This window comes from Elioraea sp., from assembly GCF_051860475.1.
GTDB lineage: Bacteria > Pseudomonadota > Alphaproteobacteria > Acetobacterales > Acetobacteraceae > Elioraea.
Genome location: NZ_JBHYDW010000086.1, coordinates 1 through 19,240, shown reverse-complemented (window position 1 = coordinate 19,240; position 19,240 = coordinate 1). Strand labels below are relative to the sequence as shown.

Genomic DNA, 19,240 nt, shown 5'->3' with positions numbered 1-19,240 from the left:
CATGAAGATCAGCCTCGAATCACACTCAGCCGCGTCGGGGGAATCCCCCTCGTGAACTTTGTCCACGCGGCCTAGGAGCGGCCTCGTGCCCTTCGCCGATTTGTTCGCGGCCGGGGTGAAGCGGATCTCGCTCGGGGCCGCGCTCTACCGCCACGCGATGACGGCGACGGTCGCGGGGGCGCGCGCGCTCCGCGGCGGGGACGCGTCGTTCCTCGCCGGCGCCGAGCCGTCGTCGTCCTTCGCCGTCCTGATCGACGGGGCGGCGAAACAAACCGCTTGACCCTCGGCCCCGCGATGTGATCTCTGCGCCGCCACGGGGACGACGCAGGCTCCCCGTCAGACGGTCCCCGTCCAAGCCCTGCCTTCACGCCGGCCCGCGCGGCCGGTCATGGAGGGCTTGCACGAATGGCATCCGTCACCATCACCCCTGAATCCCTGTTGCCGCTGCTGCGGCGCTTCCCGCCGCCCACGCTGCTCGACGTCCGGCGCGAGGAGCGCTGGCGCGAGGCGGCCGACACCATCCCGGGCGCGATCCATCGCGATCCCGAGGCGGTCGCGAGCTGGGCCGGCACGCTCGAGCCGCACCGTCCGGTCGTTGCGTACTGCGTGCACGGCCACGAGGTGAGCCAGGGTGTCGCTGCCACCCTGCGCGCCGGCGGGTTCGACGCGCGCATCCTCGCCGGCGGCATCGAGGGCTGGCGTGCTGCCGGTCTGCCGCTCGCGCCGAAGACCCCGCCCACGCTCTGGGTGACGCGCGAGCGGCCGAAGATCGACCGGCTCGCCTGCCCGTGGCTGATCCGACGCGTCCTCGATCCCGACGCGCGGTTCCTGTTCGTGCCGACGCGCGAGGTCGCCCCGGTCGCCGAGGCGGCCGGCGCGACACCGTTCGACGTCGAGAACGTGGTCTTCACCCATCGCGGCGCGGGCTGCACCTTCGACACGCTGATCGAGGACAAGGGGCTCGCGGATCCGGCGCTGGCCAGGCTCGCGCTGATGGTGCGCGGCGCTGATACGGCCACGTACCATCTTCACCCGGCCGCGGCCGGGCTGTTCGCCGCATCGCTCGGCCTATCGGCGCTGTTCGCGCACGACGATCATGCCATGCTGCGGCACGGCGTCGCGCTCTATGACGCGCTCTATCTCTGGTGCCGGGACCTGCAGGAGGAGACCCACGGATGGTCGCCGAAGGCATGACCCGCACAGAGGCGCCGGCGCTGCCCTCCTTTGGCGAGGCGGCACGGCTCTGGCTGGTCGTCGGCCTGCTCTCGTTCGGCGGCGCGCCGGGCCAGATCGCGATGATGCACCGGATGGTGGTGGACGAGCGCCGCTGGGTCGGCGAGCGGCGCTATCTCAACGCGCTCAACTACTGCACGCTGCTGCCGGGGCCGGAGGCGCAGCAGCTCGCCACCTATCTCGGCTGGCTGATGCACGGGGTCGCGGGCGGGCTCGTCGCCGGCGTGCTGTTCGTGCTGCCGGGGGCCGTGCTGATGGCGCTGCTCGCCGCGATCTACGGGCTCTACGGCCAGGTGACGCTGATCGAGGCGCTGTTCTTCGGCCTGAAGGGTGCCGTGCTCGCGATCATCGCCGAGGCGCTGTGGAAGATCGCCCGTCGCGCGCTGCACGGTCCCGTGGCGGTGGCGCTGGCGGTTGCCGCGTTCCTCGCCCTGTTCGCGCTGCACGGGCCGTTCCCGCTGGTGGTGCTCGGCGCCGGCGCGATCGGATTCGGCGCCGGACTCGCAGGTCTGCCGTGGTTCGCCGCGATGGGTCACGGCAAGGCCGGCTCGGGCCCGGCATCGGGCGCGATCGATCGCCTGTTGGACGATCCGGCCTCGGCCGCGTTGCGCCAGGTGCGCGCGGCGACCGCACGGCAAGCGGGCCTTGTTGCCCTGGCGGTCTGGCTCGCGACCGTCGGCGCCTTCGCGCTCGCGGGCGGCGTGTTCGGCGACATCGCGCTGTTCTTCGCCAAGATGGCGGTGGTGACCTTCGGCGGCGCCTATGCCGTGCTCGCCTGGGTCGCACAGGACGCGGTCAATCTCCATGGCTGGATCAGCGCCGGCGAGATGGTGGACGGGCTCGCGCTCGCCGAAACGACCCCGGGCCCGACCATCCTGGTGCTGCAGTTCGTCGCCCACCTCGCCGCCTTCCGCGAGGCCGGGCTCTGGGCCGGCGTCGCCGGCGGCGCGCTCTCTGTGTTCGTCACCTTCGCGCCCTCCTTCGCCTGGATCTTCCTCGGCGGGCCGTCGGTTGAGCGGATCGCGGCGCGGCGCGAGCTCGCCTCGGCGCTCGCCGCCATCACCGCCGCGGTGGTCGGCGTGATCGCGAATCTCGCCCTCGTCGTTGCGGTACCGGTGCTGTTCGGCGAGGTCGGGCGCTGGCAGGCCGGGCCGGTCGATCTGCCGGCGCCAGTGCTGTCGAGCCTCGATCCGCGCGCGGCGATCGTCGCGGCCGTGGGCTTCGCCGCGCTGTTCGTGTTCCACCTCGGCATGTTCCGCACGCTCGGGATCTGCGCCGGGCTGGGGCTGGCGCTACGACTCGCGACGTAGCTCAGGTGCTGGCCGACGCGTTTCCGGCGCCTGCGGCACCGCGCCGCTCGGGCGGCGTGGCCGCGGCTGCTTCCTCGATCCACGCCGAGAAGGCCGCGATCGCCGCCTGCTTTCGATGGTCCGGAACATGGGTGAGGAGGAAACCGAGCCCGAGCAGCGAGAGGTCGAAGGCCTTCACCAGCCGGCCGCTCGCCAGGGCGCGCGCGGCCAGGAGGTCACTGTAGATCGCGATCCCCTGACCGGCGAGCAGAGCCTCGTACGCATGCAACTCCTCGCGGAACGAGAGCGCGCCCGCGTGACCGGCCGACGCCAGGCCAGGCTCGATGCGCCGGGCGGCCGCCAGCCAATGGCTCCAGTCCGGCGGCTCGGCGAGCCACGCCCCCCAGGTCATGTGGATCAGGGTGAGGCGCAGCAGTTCGCTCGGGCGGCGGGCGGGCGTGCCGCCCGGCAGCAGCGAGGGACTGCAGATCGGCCAGTGCCGGTCGCGCAGGATCTCGCGTGTGACGAGGCCGGGCGGTGCCGTGCGCGCGTAACGGATCGCGAGGTCGGCCTCGCCGGCACGCAGATCCAGCTGCGCATCGGTGCCGATGATCTCGAGCGTGATGTCCGGCCGTCGCTTCCGCCACTCCGCCAGTCGCGGCACGAGCCAGAGATGCGCGAAAGCATTGGTCGTGGTCAGTCTGAGCGTCTCTCGGGGCTCCGCTTCGCGCAGCGCGGCGACCGCGGCCGCGAAGTCGTCGAGGCCCGCGCGCAGCACGGGAAACAGGCGCTGCCCGGCCTCGGTGAGCACCAGCGGGCGCGGCCGGCGGCGAAACAGCGCCTGTCCGCAGGCCAGTTCCAGTTCGCGGATCTGGTGGCTGATCGCGGTCGGCGTCACGCCGAGTTCGGCCGCTGCCGCCGCGAAGCTCAGGTGGCGGGCGGCGGCCTCGAACGCCCGCAACGCGGTGAGCGGCGGCAGTTGTCTCCGCATGAGCGCAGCATAGCTGAATCTAGTTCATCCACGCGATGAAAACTCCGCATTTGCTTGGCGATCCGTCCGAGCGGCAGCATCCTCGGCGGGAGGTCCACCCGACGACCGGAGACGCCGGGGTCTCGCACCGGTCGGGATGCGGAGGACGATCGCCATGCAGGGCATGACACCTGCGGTGTCTCTCGACCCGGTTCCAGCGTCGCTGCCAGGCACCCTCGACTGGCTGCGGACGCAGCTTCGTGGCACGCTCATGCGGCCCGACGATGCCGACTACGATCAGGTCCGCCGGCTCTGGAACGGCATGGTGGACAAGCGGCCGGCGGCGATCGCGCGCTGCGCGAGCGCCGCCGATGTCGCCGCGGCGGTGCGGTTCGCCCGCGAAGCCGGGCTGCCGGTCGCGGTGCGCGCCGGCGGGCACAGCATCGCCGGGCAGAGCTCCTGCGATGGCGGGCTGATGATCGATCTCTCGCCGATGAAGCGCGTCGAGGTCGATCGTGGCCGACGCATCGCGCGCGCCGAGCCAGGGTTGCTGCTCGGCGAGTTCGACGCCGCGACGCAGGCGCACGGGCTTGCCACCACCATGGGCGTGAACAGCGACACCGGCATCGCCGGCCTGACGCTGGGCGGCGGGCTCGGCCGGCTCGGACGCAAGCATGGGCTCGCCTGCGACAACCTGCTGGCGGCCGAGGTGGTGCTGGCCGACGGGCGGATCGTGCGTGCGAGCGCCGAGGAGAACCCCGATCTGCTCTGGGGCCTGCGCGGCGGCGGCGGCAATTTCGGTGTCGTGACGGAGTTCACGTACCGGCTGCATCCGCTGGGGCCGACCGTGCTGGGCGGGCTCTTGATCTGGGGCTGGGCGGATGCGCGCGAGGCGATGCGCCGCTACGCGCAATTCTGCCTCGCCGCGCCGGATGCGGTGGATGCGCTCGGCGTGCTGCTCACCGGCCCCGCCGGCGCGCCGGTGTTCGCGATCTCCGCCTGCTATGCCGGGCCGATCGCGGAGGGCGAGCAGGCGCTCAGGCCGCTGCGCGAGATGGACCCGAAGCCAATGCAGGATGCCGTCGGGCCGATCGCCTACACGGCGCTGCAATGCGCGGCCGACGGGATGTTCCCGCGCGGGCGGCGCTACTACTGGAAGTCGCACTTCCTGAACGATCTGCCGGATGCGGCGATCGACGTGCTGATGGAGCGCTTCGCCGAGGTTCCCTCGCCGACGTCAAAGCTCGGGCTCCAGCAGGTCGGCGGCGCGATCGCGCGTGTGCCGGCGGACGCAACGGCTTATGCCAACCGCGACGCCGCCTGGGACTGCATCCCGATCGCGATCTGGGAGGACCCGGCGGTGGATGCGCGCAATATCGCCTGGGCACGTGGCATCTGGGAGGCGATGCGGCCCTTCGCCACCGGCGGGGTGTACCTGAACAATCTCGGCGAGGAGGGCGAGGAGCGCATCCGCGCGGCGTTCGGTGCGAACTACGCGCGGCTCGCGGCGCTGAAGGCGAAGTACGACCCGACCAACCTGTTCCGCGCCAATCAGAACATCCTGCCTTCCGGCTGACAGGCTGGCCTCCGCTCAGTGCAGGGCGGGCAGGCCCGCGATCGGCATCACGATCGCGCCGGCGCGCCGCTCGCGCAGCAGACGCTGCACGTCGTCGAGCCGCCCGGCGTTCAGATACGCCTTCAGCAGCGTGAACTCGACGAGATCGACCTGCGCGCGGCGATCGTCGCCGCGGTCGGCTTCGCCGCACTGTTCGTGTTCCACCTCGGCATGTTCCGCACGCTCGGGATCTGTGCGGCTCTCGGGCTGGGGCTCCGCCTGCTGGCATACCCGTCCAGCCTTGACTCACCTCCGCCGCCCGTTGCGCGCTATCGTCGTTGCGCCGACCGGGATGTTCCGCGTCGGCCAACCGCAAGGGAGGACGGCCATGGCAGTCGCCAGCGTGTCCAGGATCACCGCGGCCTCGTCGGAGAGCTTCGAGGCGGCCGTGCGCGAGGGGCTGACCCGCGCGAGCAAGACGTTGCGCGGCATCACCGGCCTGCACGTGATCGACCAGAAGGCGAGTGTGGCCAACGGCAAGATCGCCGAGTACCGCGTGACGATGGACCTCACCTTCATTCTCGAGGGCTGACTCGCGGGCTCCGGGTGGCGCCGCATCCCGGCGCCGCCCACACCGCGCCGGAACGTCGCACGGCAGGGGATGGTCGCGGCGGCGATCATCCGCTACCCGTTGCGTGCCCCCGCACAGCGCACGCACCCAGGGAGACCGCGCCCGATGGACTTCGACCTCATCCTCACCGGCGGACGCGTGATCGACCCGTCGCAGAACCTCGACGCGGTGGCCGATGTCGCCTTCGCCGGCGGCAAGGTCGCGCGGGTGGCACCCTCGATCACGCCCTCGCCGGGGGCGGAGCTGCGCAACGTCGCCGGCCACATCGTCACGCCGGGGCTGATCGATCTGCATACCCATGTCTATGTGCACGGCACCTCGCTCGGCATCGACGCCGACGAGTTCTGCCGGTCCTCCGGTGTGACCACCGCGGTGGACACCGGCAGCGCGGGACCCGGCAACTTCATGGGCTTCCGCAAGCACGTGATCGAGCGGAGCCAGGCGCGCATCCTCGCCTATCTGCACGTCTCGCACGCCGGCATCTACGGCTTCTCCGAGCGCGTCATGGTCGGCGAGAGCGAGGAGATGCGGCTGATGAACCCGATCGACGCGGTCGCGGTGGCGGATGCCAATCGCGACGTGATCGTCGGCATCAAGGTGCGCGTCGGCAAGCACGCCTCCGGCACCTCCGGCACCGCACCCCTCGACATCGCCTTGCAGGTCGCGGAGGAGGTCGGGATGCCGCTGATGGCGCATATCGACCATCCGCCGCCCTCCTACGAGGAGGTCGTCGAGCGGCTGCGGCCGGGCGACGTGCTGACCCACGCCTTCCGTCCCTTCCCGAATGCGCCGGTCACGCCGCAGGGCCGGGTGAAACAGGTGGTGCTGGCGGCGCGCGAGCGCGGCGTGCTCTTCGACATCGGCCACGGCAAGGGCTCGTTCGCGTTCCGTACCGCCCGCGCCATGCTGGCGAACGGCTTCATGCCCGACACGATCTCCTCGGACGTGCACGTGCTCTGCATCGACGGGCCCGCCTTCGACCAGGTGACCACGCTGTCGAAGTTCCTCTGCCTCGGCGTCCCGTTGCCGGAGGTGATCCGTGCGAGCACGGTCAACGCGGCGATGGCGCTGAAGCGGTCGGAGCTCGGCAGCCTCCGTCTGGGCAGCCCGGGCGACGCGACCATCCTGTCGGTGCAGGAGGGGCGCTTCGACTACGTCGATGTGGTCGGCGAGCACCTCGAAGGCGACAAGCGGATCGTCTCCGACGCCGTGGTGCTGGGCGGCAGGTGGTGGCACGCGCGCGAGGGGCTCTCCTTCGCGCGAGGCTAGCCTCCGCGCTCGTCGTGATTGACAAGCGCGCGAGCCGCACCCGAACATGCCGCCAAGCCGGGACGAATCCCGTCCCGCAAGGCAACGGGGAGGATATGGCATGGTGGGAGAGCGCTATCTCCGGCGGGGGGCGCTTGCGGCCGTTGCGGCCGTCGCGCTGACGGCGTCGGCCGTGGCCCAGCCCAGGGAAATCAAGATCGGCGTGATCTTCGACTACACCGGGCCCTTCGCCGGCGGCGGCTCGCTCGCCTCGGCGATCGGCACCAAGATCGCGATCGACATGATCAATGAGCGCGGCGGCGTCGAGGGCCACCGCATCAACGCGATCTACGCCGACGCGCAGTCGCGCACCGAGGTGGCGATCAACGAGGCGACGCGCCTGATGGAGCAGGAGCGGGTCGACCTCATCATGGGCGTCTATTCGAGCGCGCATTGCGTGCCGATGGCGCAGCGCGTGAACGCGCAGAAGCGCTTCATGTGGGCGAATGTCTGCGTCGCCTCCGCCGTGTTCCGCGACCGCAACCTGGAATACGTGTTCCGCGCCCAGGTGCACTCCGACCAGTTCGGCGAGGCCTCGTGCACCTTCATCAACGAGGTCGCGCAGGAGAAGCTCGGCAAGCGGCCGCAGGATGTCCGCGTCGCGATCATCTACGAGGACGGGCCGTACGGCGCCGGCGTGGCCTCGGGCAACGAGGCGAAGTGCAAGGAGCTCGGCATGAATGTCGTGCTCAAGGAGGGCTACGCGGCGACCGCGCCCGACCTCTCCTCGCTCGTGACCAAGCTCCGCCGCGAGCGGCCGGACGTCATTCTGCACACCGGCTACAACCCCGACATCACGCTGTTCCTGCGCCAGTCGCGCGAGCTCGGCCTGCGCTGGCGCGCGCTGATCGGCCACGGCGCGGGCTACGGCCAGATCGACCGGCTGGTCGCGAGCTTCGGCCGCGACGCCGATTTCATCTTCAACGTCGATCCGGTGGCCGCCCAGCTGCTCGACCCGACGTCGCTCGCGCCCGGGCTCGGCGACCTCACCGCCGAGATGGTGCGCCGCTACAAGGCCGAGACGAACGCGCAGGAGGTGCCGCCGCACACCTCGATGGGCTTCAACCAGACCTGGATCTTTCTGACCGACGTGCTGCCGCGCGCGATCCGCACCCATGGCGGGATCGATCCCGAGGCGCTGCGCAAGGCGGCCCTCGAGACCGACATCCCCGAGGGCGGCACGATCCAGGGCTACGGCGTGCGCTTCAATCCGCCCGGCCACCCGTTGGCGGGGCAGAACGCGCGCTCCACGCCGGTGGTGATGCAGTACATCGGCGGCGAAACCAAGATCGTCTGGCCGCGCGCGTTGCGCACCGTCGACCCGGTGATCCCGCTGCCCGCGAACCATCCCTACGCGGCCCGCTGAGACCCTGGGCGCGGCGGTCGTACATTCCGCCGCGCCCGCATCTCCGTTCCCGGCATGATGCTGACCGTCACCGACCTGACGCGCCGGTTCGGCGGCTTCACAGCCGTCAGCCGCGTCTCCTTCGGCCTCGAACAGGGCGAGATCCTCGGCCTGATCGGCCCGAACGGTTCGGGCAAGTCCACCACCTTCAACATGATCGCCGGGATGCTGCGCCCGTCCGAAGGTTCGATCCGATTCGAGGGCGAGGAGATCGGCGGGCTCAAGCCGGTGGAGGTGTGCCACCGCGGCATCGGCCGCACCTTCCAGATCCCCCGGCCGTTCCGCAAGCTCACGATCCTGGAGAACGTCGTCACCGCGGCGTATTTCGGCCAGCGCGAGGATGTGCCGCGCGCGCGAACCCACGCCCAGGCCGAGGAGGCGCTCGCCCTGGTGGGCCTGCCGACCGACCCGCGCGCCGAGGTCGCAAGCCTTGGCGCCGCCGGCTTGAAGAAGCTGGAACTCGCCCGCGCGCTCGCGACCCAGCCGCGCCTGCTGCTCGCCGATGAGAGCTTAGGCGGGCTCGACGAGTCCGAGATGGACCAGGCGGCCGATATGCTCGGGCGCATCCGCCGCGACAAGGGGATCACCATCATCTGGGTCGAGCACATCATGGGTGTGCTCATGCGCGTGGTGGACCGGGTGATCGTGCTGGATCACGGCGAGAAGATCTCTGAGGGGCTGCCGCGCGAGGTCGCCGCCGATCCGCGCGTGATCGAGATCTATCTCGGCACCGAGCGCATCGCCTTCGGCGAGGAGAGCGCGGCATGAGCGGCGAGACGATGCTGGAGGTGCGCAACGTCTCCGCCGGCTATGGCAGCTTCCGCGCGCTGTTCGACGTGAGCCTGGAGGTGAAGGCCGGCGAGGCGGTGGCGGTGATCGGCCCGAACGGCGCGGGCAAGACCACGCTCTTGCGCGTGATCTCCAAGCTGATCCCCGCGACCTCCGGCGAGATCCGCATGACCGGCACGCTGCTGGGGCCGATGGCGCCGGACAAGGTGGTCGAGCTCGGCATCGCCCATGTGCCGGAGAACCGCCGCCTGTTCCCGCGCCTGACGGTGGAGGAGAACCTGCGCATGGGCGCCTATGTGCCCTCGGCGCGGGCGAAGTTCCGCGAACGGCTCGAGTTCGTCTACGAGCTGTTTCCGCGCATGCGCGAGCGTCGCGGCCAGCTCGCCGGCACGCTCTCGGGCGGCGAGCAGCAGATGTGCGCGATCGGGCGGGCGCTGATGAGCGGGCCCAAGCTGTTGCTGATGGACGAGCCCTCGGCGGGGCTCGCGCCGGTGATCGTGCAGCAGGTGTTCCGCCTGGTCGAGCGCATCCGCGCCGAGGGCTACACCGTGCTGATCGTCGAGCAGAACGTGCAGCAGGTGCTGCGGGTGGCGGACCGCGCCTATCTGCTGGAGGTCGGCGGCATCCGCCGCTCGGGGAGCGCCGCCGAGCTGCTCGCGTCCGACGAGATCCGCCAGTCCTATCTCGGGATCTGAGGCGAGGAGGGCCCGCGTGTTCGACATCTTCCTGGTCGAGGCCGTGATCAACGGCGTGCTGCTCGGCGGTGTGCTGGCGCTGCTGGCGCTGGGACTCAACCTGGTGTTCGGCGTGATCGACGTCGTCTGGATCTGCTACGCCGAGTTGGTGATGATCGGCATGTACGCGATCTGGTGGCTCTACGCGTTCTACGGCGTGCCGCTGGTGATCGCGATCCCGATCGCGATCGCGATCGTCTCGGTGGCCGGCGTGCTGCTGCACCAGCTGGTGATCCGCCCCGTGCTCGGCACCGCGCCGATCAACCAGCTTCTGGTGACCGGCGGCGTGCTGTTCTTCCTCCAGGCCGCCGCCACGCTCGCCTTCGGCATCGAGTTCCGCAATCTCGGCCTGCGCATGCCGATCGTCGAGTTCGGCGAGATGTTCTTCAGCTTCGCGCGCATCCTCGCCTTCGGCACCGCGCTCGCCGGCGTGCTGGTACTGTGGCTGTTCCTGACGCGGACCTATCTCGGCACGGCGATCCGCGCGATCAGCCAGGACCGCGAGATCATGCCGCTCATGGGGGTGAACCCGCGGAAGATCTACCTGACCACCTCGGCGATCGGCGGCGGCATGGCCGGCGTGGCAGCGTCCCTGCTCGCGCTGCAATACGACGTGCATCCGGCGATCGGGCTCAGTTTCGGGCCGATCACCTTCATGATCTGCGTGCTCGGGGGCCTGGGCAACATGGCGGGCGGGTTCATCGCCGCCTTCGTGTTCGCGCAGTTCATCTCGGTCGGCGGGTTCTACCTGCAGATCGAGTGGGGCTACGTGCTCGCCTTCGCCTTCTTCATCGTCATGATGTTCATCAAGCCGCAGGGGCTGTTCAGCCGATGAGCCAGGCCCGCGCCCTGCCGCTCGTGCCCGTGATCGGGGTCGCGGTGCTCGCTTCCGTGCCCTGGACGGGGATCGGCAACTACCATCTGCACCTGCTGATCAACATCCTGATCTGGGGCTTCATCTACACCTCGTGGTCGGTGATGGGACGGTTCGGCATGGTCTCGCTCGGCCATGGCGCGTTCCTCGGCGTCGGTGCCTATGTGGCCACGCTGCTGTGGACGACCGTCGGGCTGACGCCCTGGCTCGGCATCCCGATCGCGCTCGTGGTCGCGGTCGCGCTCGCGCTGGTGATCGGCTATCCGTGCTTCCGGTTCCGCATCGTCGGCCACTACTTCGCGCTCGTCACGCTCGCCCTCGGCGAGGTGGTGCGGCTGACCATCGTCGCGCTGCGCGAGCACACCGGCGGGTCGCTCGGCATGACTGTTGAAGGCGTGCCGGGCGGCACCTCGCTCTATGCGCTCCAGTTCGGTGAGCGCGGGACGTTCTTCTACCTGGCACTGCTGGTGTGGCTCGGCGGGCTCTGGATCTGGCGCATGGTGGACCGCTCGATGCTGCGCTACGCGCTCGAGGCCGCCTCGGAGGACGAGGACGCGGCCGCCTCGATCGGCGTGAACGTGACACGCGCCAAGCTCGCGATCACCATGCTGAGCGCGGCGATGACCGCGCTCGGCGGCGCGCTCTATGCGCAGTACCAGCTCTACATCAATCCGGAGACGGTCTCGGGCATCGGCATCTCGCTGCAGATCGTGTTCGCGGTGATCGCCGGGGGCATGTACGTCCAGCTCGGCCCGACGGTCGGCGCGGTGATCACGCTGCTGCTCGCCGAGAGCCTGCGCGTGACGGTCGGGCATGATGTGCACGGGCTGGACGGCACGATCTATGGCCTGCTGCTGGTGCTGTTCATCATCTACATGCCGCAGGGAATCAGCGGGTTCGCTCTCGCGGCCTGGCGGCGCTGGCGCGCGGGCGGGCCGCCCCAGCCGGCGCCCCGCCGCGTGCCGGCGCAGTAGTCCCTACCAGAGGCGGAGCCAGATCTCCGGCTGGCGCGGCCCGTGCCGATGGCGCGGCGGCGGGGCATAGCCGTAGCCGCGCCGCGGCCGCTCGTCCCAGACATCCGTGCGCGTCCAGCCGCGCCGTCCGTGGCGATCCTCGATCACCAGCGTGTCGGTGCGCGTGCAGATGCCGTTCGAGCAGTTGCTCGAGGTGTTGGAGGACTGGCTGCCGGCCGTCGCCGGTGCGGCGAGCCCGGCTGCGATCACCAGACCCAGCAGCGAGGTTGCGAGGCGCATGGGACCCTCCTGTGCCGACGGACGGACCGTGGCCGACGCACAAGGCAGCGCGATGGTCATGGCGTGACCGCAGCGTGGCGCCGTGTGGATGGCGCGGCTATTCCGGCAGCGGCCGGGCAGCCAGCGCCTCGCGCACGCGCCGGGCAAGTTCCGCCTTCCGGTAGGGCTTGTCGAGCAGCAGCATCTCCATGTGTCCGCGCCCGCGCACGGCGAGCGTCTCGACCGCATAGCCGGAGGTCAGCAGCACCCGAAGCCCGGGCCGCAGGCGCTGCGCGCGCGCAGCCAACTCCCAGCCATTCATCCCGCCCGGCATGACGATGTCGGTGAACAGCAGATCGACCGGCTTGCCGTTCTGCAGCATCCCGAGCGCCTCGGGTCCGTCCATCGCCGGCACGACGTGGTAGCCGAGGCTCGTCAGGCTGGCGATCGCATAGGCGCGCACGAAGGCGTCGTCCTCGACCACGAGCACCGTCTCGCGGCCGACGGGCATGAGGTCGTTCCCCTCGTCCCGCTCGTCCGCCGGCGATCGTCCCTCCTCGATTGTTCGGGACGCGGGCAGATAGATCCGCACCGTCGTGCCGAGCCCGGGCTCGCTGTAGATCGATACATGGCCGTTCGACTGCTTGACGAAGCCGTAGACCATGCTGAGGCCGAGGCCGCTGCCCTTGCCGACCTCCTTGGTGGTGAAGAACGGCTCGAACGCGCGTTCGATCACCTCGGGCGGCATGCCGTGCCCGTCATCCGTGACGGCGATCATGACATAGGGTCCGGCCTTCACCTCCAGATGCGAGTCGGCATAGCGCTCGTCGAGCGGGGTATTGGCGGTGGTGATCGTGATCCGCCCCCCGTCGAGCATAGCGTCCTGAGCGTTCAGCGCCAGGTTCAGCACGGCGGATTCGAGCTGCCCGGCATCGGCGATCGCGCGCCAGAGTTCCGGATCGAACTGCATCCGGAGCTCGACATCCTCGCGCAAGGTCCGGCGCAGCAGGGTCCCTATCGACTCCAGCAGCGCGTTGCAGTCGATCTCGGCCGGGCGCAGCATCTGGCGGCGGCTGAACGCGAGCAGCCGCCTGGTCAGCTCGGCGCCGCGGTCGCCGGCGCGCTGGATCAGCTCGGTGTAGTGCTGCAGGTCGGGACGCGCCTTGAGCCGGTCGGTCAGCGTCTCCGCACTGCCGATGATGACGGTCAGCAGGTTGTTGAAGTCGTGCGCGATCCCGCCCGACAGCTGGCCGACCGCCTCCATCTTCTGCGCCTGGATAAGCTGCTCCTCCATGCGCTTGCGGGCCGTCAGGTCATGGATGATGCCGACGAAGATCCGCTCCTCGTCCTGCCTCGTCTCGCCGACGGAGAGATCCATCGGAAAGGTGGTGCCGTCCTTGCGCTGGCCGACCACCTCGCGGCCGATGCCGATGATCCGCTTCTTCCCCGTGCGGTGGTAGTTGCCGAGGTAGCCGTCGTGCTCGTCGCGGAACGGCGACGGCATCAGCATTCGCACGTTCCGCCCGACCACCTCCTCGGCGCGGTAGCCGAACAGCTTCTCGCAGGCCGGGTTGAACACCAGCACGGTGCCGTGGGCGTCGCTCAGGATCACGCCGTCCACCGCGGTCTCGATCACCGCGTTCAGCAGCTGCCCTGTCCGCTCGTGCCGCCTGATCTCGCCGTGCAGTTCGCTGATCTTGGCACCGAGCGCGGCGAACCCCCCTGACTTGGCGTGCCGGTCGCGCAGCCGGAGGATCACCAGCTGCTGTGCCCGCGGCTCGGGCATCGCCAGCAGGGCGCCGTCGCAGCGGAACGAGCCGCGCTCGCCGCTGCGGAGCGGCAAGGCGAGGCCGGTGAAATAGCCCTCCCGGCTGCCCGAGCACCGGGTCAGGAACGCGCCGGGATGGGGGGAGGCGAGCGTCGCGAGGTCATCGCCCGGCTGAAGGGCCAGAAGACGGTCGGCCGCCGGGTTCGTGGCCACCACCGTGCCGTCGGGCCGGACCAGCAGGCTCGGCGTCGGGTCGGCGGCGGTGATCTCGCGGAACCAGGCCTCAGGCACCGGCAGCGGCCCGCCTGAAATACTCGCGTCCCTCCACGTCTGCCGGCTTCAGATGCACCACCACCCGGCACCCTGGATGCCCGCGCGCGATTGCCTCCTGGAGCTCCACCTTGGCGTAGCCGAGGTTCTCGGCGGCGATGAAGCCGAACACGTTGGAGGTCATCATGCACATCGACGGCCTTCCGAGCACCGCGTCGCCGAACGGGCAGGCGCGGTTGCCCAGAACGATCCGGTCCTCCGACTCCTCGATCACGTAGAACTCGCCCTCGATCCGGCGCTTGAGGTCGACCAGGACGTCGCGCACCTGGGTCCGGTCGAGGCGGGACGTCGCCAGGGCCGCGCGGTACTGGCCGTCGATCTGCTCGCCGATGCCCGCGCCGACGACGCTGATGAAGCCTTCGGCGTCCGTCAGGCCGACGACGTCCTCGAGCGTGCCGGCGAGGTGGCGGATCAGGGTGCGCAGGAAGATGTCGCGGTCGAGCGGGACGGCAACGTTGGCGGCGACAGGGGCGGACATGGCGGCGCGTCTCCTTTGTCGAGGGTCTGGCGAAGACCCGATCTCTGCCTCTCTCTCCCGCGCAGGTTGAAACCATACGCCCGTTCGCGCGTGATGTCTCGCACGGCGACACAGACGCCAGGCCGGATCCGGTGGGCCGGGCAGGACTCGAACCCGCAACCAAGCCGTTATGAGCGGCCCGCTCTGACCGTTGAGCTACCGGCCCCACCGCGCCCAGTGATGCGGGGCAGGGAGGGGGCGCGCAAGTCCCCGGATCAGTCCGCCATCAGCCGGCGGATCGCCTCGCCCGCCTTGGCGATCGACACCACGCCCTCCAGGTGCCCGAGCGGGCCCGAGAGCTCGACCAGCTCAACCTGCCGGCCCTGCTCCTTCAGCGTCGCCGCCAGGCGGCGGTTGTGCTCGATCGGGAACACCCGGTCGGACACACTCGGCACCACCAGCCAGCGGGCGCGGGAGCGGGCGAGCGCGGCCTCGGGGCTCTCGTACTCCTTCAGGAAGAGCTGGTTTGCGCGGATCAGGTAGAGGAAGTGGTTCGCATCCGAGATGCGCGCGCGCCCCATGGCCGCATCGTCGAGCCACTTCTCGATCGCGAAGCGTTCCGTGACCGACCGGCGCGGATCCTGCCCCTCGGCGGGCTTCACGCCGATCGTGTCGGCCCAGGGCCAGTCGCGCGCGTGATGCGTGACGATCTTCAGCGCCTCGGCCAGCCCCGCGACCGGCGCCGGGCCGCCGTAGTAGTCGCCGCCTTTCCAGTTCGGATCGAGCCGGATGGGAGCGGCCCAGATGTCGAGCCAGCCGATCAGCCAGGCGTCGACCCGGTCGGTGCCGATCACCGGCATCGCGCGCGCCACCATCTCAGGATAGGCCACCGCCCATTCGATGGTCTGGAGCGCGCCGCCCGAGGCGCCGGCGACGAGAGCGAGGCGCCGCACCCCGAGATGGTCGAGCAGCGCCTTCTGCGTCTCGACGAAGTCGCGCATCGACAGCACCGGGAAGGCCATTCCCCAGGGCCGGCCGGTCGCGGGGTTCACGGTCGCGGGGCCGGTGGTGATGGTGTTGCGGTCGCCGGTGTTCAGGTTCACCGGCGTGTCGGCCGAGACGACGAAGTACCGGTCGGTGTCGATCGGCTTGCCGGGGCCGATGATCGCGTCCCAGTAGCCTGCTGTCTGCCCGGCGCCGTAGCGGCCGAAGGCGTGGCTGTTGCCGGAGAAGAAATGCGCGATCAGCACCGCGTTGTCGCCGGCGGCGTTCAGCCTGCCCGCGGTCTGATAGCCGATGCGCAGGTTCGGCACGGTGGCGCCGGCGCGGGTGGTGAAGGACGGGATCTCGAAGCTCTGCTTGGTGACGATCAGCTCGCCCTGGATCTGGGCGGCGACAGGCAGCGTGAGCGGCAGCAGGGCCGCGAACGCCAGCAGGCGGCGCCGGAGCATGCGTTGTTTCCTCCTCGGGACAGCCGGATGCGGCGATCATGCCCACCGTCCCGGAGACGGCGCAAGCGCGGCGCAGGGCGCATTGACGCCGCCCCGCCGGTCCGCGCAGTCTTGACGCCCGCGGAACGGATGGTTTCGGGACCCGTGATCGGCATCGGCGAGCTTCGGACGTGGCTGGCGATCCTGCGCGATGCCCTGCTGGCACGCATGCCGACGGATCTGGTGCTGGCCAACGGCCGGGCGGACGACAAGCGGCTTGATGCCCATCTGCTTCGTGCCGCCGCGCTCTCGGCCGCGGGCTACTGGATCTACGGCGCGATCATGCAGCGGATCGGCGCGGCATCGGCGGTGGCGCCGCTGGCCGGCGAGATCGCAGCGGTGCGCGAAGCCGCGGGCGCCCTGCCCTTGCCAGGCGTGGCGCAAATCCTGTCGATGGCCGTGACGCTCGCCCTGATCGCGCTGTTCGTCTGGCTGCTGATCCGGCTGTCCGGCCGTGTGGCTCAGTGGCGCGAGGTGGCGGCTGCGACACTCGGGATCTATCTCGTCTTCGTGGTCTGGCGCGTCGTCTCGGGCTGGGTGGGATTGAAGGTGGCCGCCACGTCCGTCAGCTCGGTCGACCCGTCATCCGGGTTGATCGAGGCCGCGCCGGGCATCGCCATGAACGCCGGCGCGCTCGCGCTCGTTGTCGCTGCCGTGGTCCTTCCCGCGATCGCCTTCGGCCGTGCCGCACGTCTGGTCGCGCCCGGGCTTCGGCGCCCGTTCCTGGGCGGCGTGCTGGCCTGGGTGGGTGTGATGGCAAGCGACCTTGTGTTCACCGTCTCCGGCGCCCAGCGGCTTTTCACCCAGGCGTTCGTCCCGCCGACGTGACGGCCGGACTTGGCGCGGCCGACGCCGGATCGCTAAGGTCGCTGCGCCGCCATCGAGGAGCCTTGCCCCGTGGACATCAGCCGCATCGCGATCGGCCGCAACCCGCCGCAGGACGTGAACGTGATCGTCGAGATCCCGCAGGGCGGGGTGCCGGTGAAGTACGAGCTCGACAAGGACAGCGGCGCGCTGATGGTCGACCGCTTCCTGCACACCGCGATGTACTACCCCGGCAATTACGGCTTCATCCCGCACACGCTGGCCGAGGACGGCGATCCGATGGACGTGATGATCGTCACCCAGGCCGTGCTGGTGCCGGGCTGCATCGTGCGGTCGCGGCCCGTGGGTGTGTTGCAGATGCGCGACGAGGCCGGCGCCGACGAGAAGGTGCTGGCCGTGCCGGTGGACACGCTCCATCCGTTCTATTCCGGCATCCGCAGCTACACCGACCTGCCGACGATCCTGATCGAACAGATCGCCCACTTCTTCAAGCACTACAAGGATCTGGAGAAGGGCAAGGAGGTGACGCTCGGCGATTGGGGCGGCCCCGACGTGGCCGAGCGGCTGATCCTTCAGAGCATCCGCCGCGCCGAGGACGCGAAGGACGCGAAGCCGCACTACGCGTAGGTCAGCGCCGCACTCCAGGCCGCGAGCGTCGGCAGGCTGAGCACGGTGGTCCAGAGGCAGAGCGCGGCAGCGGCGCGGATGTCCTGTCCGCCGGCGCCGGCGATCAGGAAGTAGCCGAGGCTGGTCGGCGTCGCGGCCATCAGCACCGTCGAGGCCGCGGCGCCGGGCGGCAGGCCGAGCGCGGCGGCGGCGAGCCAGGCCAGCGCCGGGTGCAGGATGAGCTTGCCGGGCAGGGCCACGCGGACGGGGCGCAGCCGCGCGGGCGTCAGCGCGCCGCCGCCGACGGCCAGCGCCGCGCCGAGGCTGATCAGCGCACCCGGCACGGCGCCGCCGGCGAGCATCGCGACCAGGCTCAGCGCGGGTTGCGGCAGCGCGATGCCGGAGAACCGCACGGTGAGGCCGGTGAGCATCGCCCAGACAAGGGGCGCGCGCAGCATCGCCGCCGCGCCCGCGCGGACGCCGCCGCGCGTGAGCAGCAGCATGTTGGCGTTCATCGTGCCGAGCACGTCGATGACCAGGATCGCGATCGCCGCACCGCTCGCGGCCGGATCGGCTCCGAGCGGCGAGACCGCGATCGCCGGCAGGCCCATGTAGCCGACATTCGCGCTGATCGAGCCCATGGCGGCGAGCGCGCGCGAGCGCGTCGGAGTGAGCGCCGCGGCGGTCGCGGCGGTGGCAAGCATCGCCAGCGCGAAGGCCACGGGCGCGAGCAGCGCGGCGGGCGGCGGGGTGGCGGCCTCGACCACGAAGCGGAAGATGAACGCGGGAAGCGCGGCGTAGAGGACGAAGATGCGCAGGCCGTTCTGGGCCGCGGGTGCGGCCAACGGGAAGCGGCCGAGCGCGTAGCCGAGCGCGATCAGGGCGAAGAAGGGGAGGAGGATCGGGAGCGGGAGCACACCCGCAGGGTAGCCTCGGAGCGCGTGCGCGAAAGGGGCGGGCTGCCGGGCTGCGGGGAAGGCGGCCAGGCACGTCCGTTCCGAAGAGCGTCCGTTCCGTGAACGACCCGAGGCCGCGTCCTGCTGGGACCGCCGAGCGGAGGGTCTCGGGCCCGGCGCGTCGGTCGCCGCTACGCGAACCGCGCCGGGTCGCAGCGCCGCGCGGCGTCCGCGAGCGTCGGCGTGCGGCCGAGCGCGATCTCGGCCGCGAGCCGCGCGGCCGCCGGCGCGGTCTGGATGCCGTAGCCGCCCTGGCCGACCATCCACAGGAAGCCCTCCGCGCCCAGCGCCCAGCCGACGGCCAGCGAGCGGTCGGGCGTGAAGGTGCGCAGTCCTGCCCAGCGATGCTCGATCCGCGTCACCGGCAGGTCGAGCGCGGCCTGCGCGCGGTCGATCGCGAGTGCGAGGTCGAGCTCGTCGGGCTGCACGTCGCAGGGGGGCATCGGCGTCTCGTCCGCCGGGCTCAGCATGATCTTCCGCCGCGCCTCGGGGCGCGCGTACCAGGTGTGGTCGGCATCGCCGAGCAGCGGCCACGCTGCGGGATCGTGCCCGGCCGGCGCATCGACCAGCAGCGCCGTGCGCCGCATCGGCGTGAGCCCGAGCGGTGCCACGCCGGCCAGCCGTGCGACCGCGTCGCCCCAGGCGCCGGCGGCGTTCACCACGATCGGCGCGGCGAACACGCCCGCCGGCGTGGTCACGTGCCACGCGCCGTTCCGCCGCTCGATCGCCTCCGCGCGCGCCTCGGTCGCGATCGTGCCGCCCCGCGCGCGCAGCATGCGCAGATAGCC

The 19,240-nt window shown here is 70.8% G+C and carries 21 protein-coding genes and 1 tRNA gene; 13 read left to right on the top strand and 9 right to left on the bottom strand.

Features of this window, described 5'->3' with window-relative positions; all coding sequences use genetic code 11:
* The first annotated feature begins 85 nt into the window (after nucleotides 1–85).
* From ACTIFU_RS15015 to chrA, 3 genes are all read left to right on the top strand, one after another.
* Nucleotides 86–280, top strand: a complete 195-nt coding sequence (locus ACTIFU_RS15015) for a hypothetical protein (RefSeq protein WP_439579128.1) — start codon at nucleotides 86–88, stop codon at nucleotides 278–280.
* Between the two features lie 125 nt (nucleotides 281–405).
* On the top strand, nucleotides 406–1,194 hold the full coding sequence (locus tag ACTIFU_RS15010; protein WP_439579127.1) for a chromate resistance protein ChrB domain-containing protein: 789 nt from the start codon (nucleotides 406–408) through the stop codon (nucleotides 1,192–1,194).
* The gene (gene chrA / locus ACTIFU_RS15005) at nucleotides 1,191–2,543 is read left to right on the top strand and encodes a chromate efflux transporter (RefSeq protein ID WP_439579126.1); all 1,353 of its coding nucleotides are present in this window, start codon (nucleotides 1,191–1,193) and stop codon (nucleotides 2,541–2,543) included. The genes ACTIFU_RS15010 and chrA overlap by 4 nt, the downstream gene beginning before the upstream one ends.
* Nucleotide 2,544: 1 nt before the next feature.
* On the opposite strand, the gene ACTIFU_RS15000 is transcribed toward chrA, so the two are convergent.
* Nucleotides 2,545–3,513, bottom strand: coding sequence for a LysR substrate-binding domain-containing protein (locus ACTIFU_RS15000; RefSeq protein WP_439579125.1), 969 nt, complete (start codon nucleotides 3,511–3,513; stop codon nucleotides 2,545–2,547).
* A gap of 163 nt (nucleotides 3,514–3,676) precedes the next feature.
* Here ACTIFU_RS15000 and ACTIFU_RS14995 point away from each other — a divergent pair, with 163 nt between their 5' ends.
* Complete coding sequence (locus ACTIFU_RS14995) at nucleotides 3,677–5,068, top strand: FAD-binding oxidoreductase (protein WP_439579124.1); 1,392 nt, start codon at nucleotides 3,677–3,679, stop codon at nucleotides 5,066–5,068.
* 15 nt (nucleotides 5,069–5,083) lie between these two features.
* On the opposite strand, the gene ACTIFU_RS14990 is transcribed toward ACTIFU_RS14995, so the two are convergent.
* Nucleotides 5,084–5,272 carry a hypothetical protein gene (locus tag ACTIFU_RS14990; RefSeq protein ID WP_439579123.1) on the bottom strand — a complete coding sequence of 63 codons (189 nt, stop codon included), beginning with the start codon at nucleotides 5,270–5,272 and terminating at the stop codon, nucleotides 5,084–5,086.
* Between the two features lie 163 nt (nucleotides 5,273–5,435).
* On the opposite strand from ACTIFU_RS14990, the gene ACTIFU_RS14985 reads away from it, so the two are divergent.
* From ACTIFU_RS14985 to ACTIFU_RS14955, 7 genes are all read left to right on the top strand, one after another.
* The gene (locus tag ACTIFU_RS14985; RefSeq protein ID WP_439579122.1) at nucleotides 5,436–5,639 is read left to right on the top strand and encodes a dodecin family protein; all 204 of its coding nucleotides are present in this window, start codon (nucleotides 5,436–5,438) and stop codon (nucleotides 5,637–5,639) included.
* 144 nt (nucleotides 5,640–5,783) lie between these two features.
* Nucleotides 5,784–6,947 (top strand): amidohydrolase/deacetylase family metallohydrolase, encoded by a 1,164-nt coding sequence (locus ACTIFU_RS14980; RefSeq protein WP_439579121.1) that lies wholly within the window; start codon nucleotides 5,784–5,786, stop codon nucleotides 6,945–6,947.
* Between the two features lie 100 nt (nucleotides 6,948–7,047).
* Nucleotides 7,048–8,352: an ABC transporter substrate-binding protein gene (locus ACTIFU_RS14975; RefSeq protein WP_439579120.1), complete on the top strand. Its 1,305-nt coding sequence runs from the start codon at nucleotides 7,048–7,050 to the stop codon at nucleotides 8,350–8,352.
* Nucleotides 8,353–8,406: 54 nt separating this feature from the next.
* On the top strand, nucleotides 8,407–9,159 hold the full coding sequence (locus ACTIFU_RS14970; RefSeq protein ID WP_439579119.1) for an ABC transporter ATP-binding protein: 753 nt from the start codon (nucleotides 8,407–8,409) through the stop codon (nucleotides 9,157–9,159).
* A complete protein-coding gene (locus ACTIFU_RS14965; protein ID WP_439579118.1) occupies nucleotides 9,156–9,875 on the top strand; it encodes an ABC transporter ATP-binding protein in 720 nt (239 codons plus the stop codon). The genes ACTIFU_RS14970 and ACTIFU_RS14965 overlap by 4 nt, the downstream gene beginning before the upstream one ends.
* Nucleotides 9,876–9,891: 16 nt before the next feature.
* The gene (locus ACTIFU_RS14960; RefSeq protein ID WP_439579117.1) at nucleotides 9,892–10,749 is read left to right on the top strand and encodes a branched-chain amino acid ABC transporter permease; all 858 of its coding nucleotides are present in this window, start codon (nucleotides 9,892–9,894) and stop codon (nucleotides 10,747–10,749) included.
* Nucleotides 10,746–11,762: a branched-chain amino acid ABC transporter permease gene (locus ACTIFU_RS14955; protein ID WP_439579116.1), complete on the top strand. Its 1,017-nt coding sequence runs from the start codon at nucleotides 10,746–10,748 to the stop codon at nucleotides 11,760–11,762. Before ACTIFU_RS14960 ends, ACTIFU_RS14955 begins: the two co-directional genes overlap by 4 nt.
* Nucleotides 11,763–11,765: 3 nt before the next feature.
* Here the strand turns inward: ACTIFU_RS14955 and ACTIFU_RS14950 are convergent, their stop codons facing one another.
* The 5 genes from ACTIFU_RS14950 to ACTIFU_RS14930 form a co-directional block, all read right to left on the bottom strand.
* Nucleotides 11,766–12,041, bottom strand: a complete 276-nt coding sequence (locus tag ACTIFU_RS14950; RefSeq protein ID WP_439579115.1) for a hypothetical protein — start codon at nucleotides 12,039–12,041, stop codon at nucleotides 11,766–11,768.
* 97 nt (nucleotides 12,042–12,138) lie between these two features.
* A complete protein-coding gene (locus ACTIFU_RS14945) occupies nucleotides 12,139–14,079 on the bottom strand; it encodes a PAS domain S-box protein (protein ID WP_439579114.1) in 1,941 nt (646 codons plus the stop codon).
* Entirely contained in the window at nucleotides 14,072–14,596 is a 525-nt protein-coding gene (locus tag ACTIFU_RS14940; protein ID WP_439579113.1) for a methanogen output domain 1-containing protein, read from the bottom strand. The genes ACTIFU_RS14945 and ACTIFU_RS14940 overlap by 8 nt, the downstream gene beginning before the upstream one ends.
* A 132-nt stretch (nucleotides 14,597–14,728) precedes the next feature.
* A tRNA-Ile gene (locus ACTIFU_RS14935) sits at nucleotides 14,729–14,801 on the bottom strand.
* Between the two features lie 49 nt (nucleotides 14,802–14,850).
* Nucleotides 14,851–16,026 (bottom strand): E22 family MetX-like putative esterase, encoded by a 1,176-nt coding sequence (locus tag ACTIFU_RS14930; RefSeq protein ID WP_439579112.1) that lies wholly within the window; start codon nucleotides 16,024–16,026, stop codon nucleotides 14,851–14,853.
* A 144-nt stretch (nucleotides 16,027–16,170) separates the two neighbouring features.
* Here ACTIFU_RS14930 and ACTIFU_RS14925 point away from each other — a divergent pair, with 144 nt between their 5' ends.
* Both ACTIFU_RS14925 and ppa read left to right on the top strand, forming a co-directional pair.
* A complete protein-coding gene (locus ACTIFU_RS14925; protein ID WP_439579111.1) occupies nucleotides 16,171–16,893 on the top strand; it encodes a hypothetical protein in 723 nt (240 codons plus the stop codon).
* A 69-nt stretch (nucleotides 16,894–16,962) separates the two neighbouring features.
* Nucleotides 16,963–17,517, top strand: coding sequence for an inorganic diphosphatase (gene ppa, locus ACTIFU_RS14920; protein ID WP_439579110.1), 555 nt, complete (start codon nucleotides 16,963–16,965; stop codon nucleotides 17,515–17,517).
* On the opposite strand, the gene ACTIFU_RS14915 is transcribed toward ppa, so the two are convergent.
* Together ACTIFU_RS14915 and ACTIFU_RS14910 are read right to left on the bottom strand one after the other, a co-directional pair.
* Nucleotides 17,508–18,413 carry an AEC family transporter gene (locus ACTIFU_RS14915; protein ID WP_439579109.1) on the bottom strand — a complete coding sequence of 302 codons (906 nt, stop codon included), beginning with the start codon at nucleotides 18,411–18,413 and terminating at the stop codon, nucleotides 17,508–17,510. The two genes, ppa and ACTIFU_RS14915, sit on opposite strands and share 10 nt — an antisense overlap.
* 170 nt (nucleotides 18,414–18,583) lie before the next feature.
* On the bottom strand, nucleotides 18,584–19,240 hold a 657-nt coding region (locus ACTIFU_RS14910), incomplete at its 5' end, for an NAD(P)/FAD-dependent oxidoreductase (RefSeq protein ID WP_439579108.1).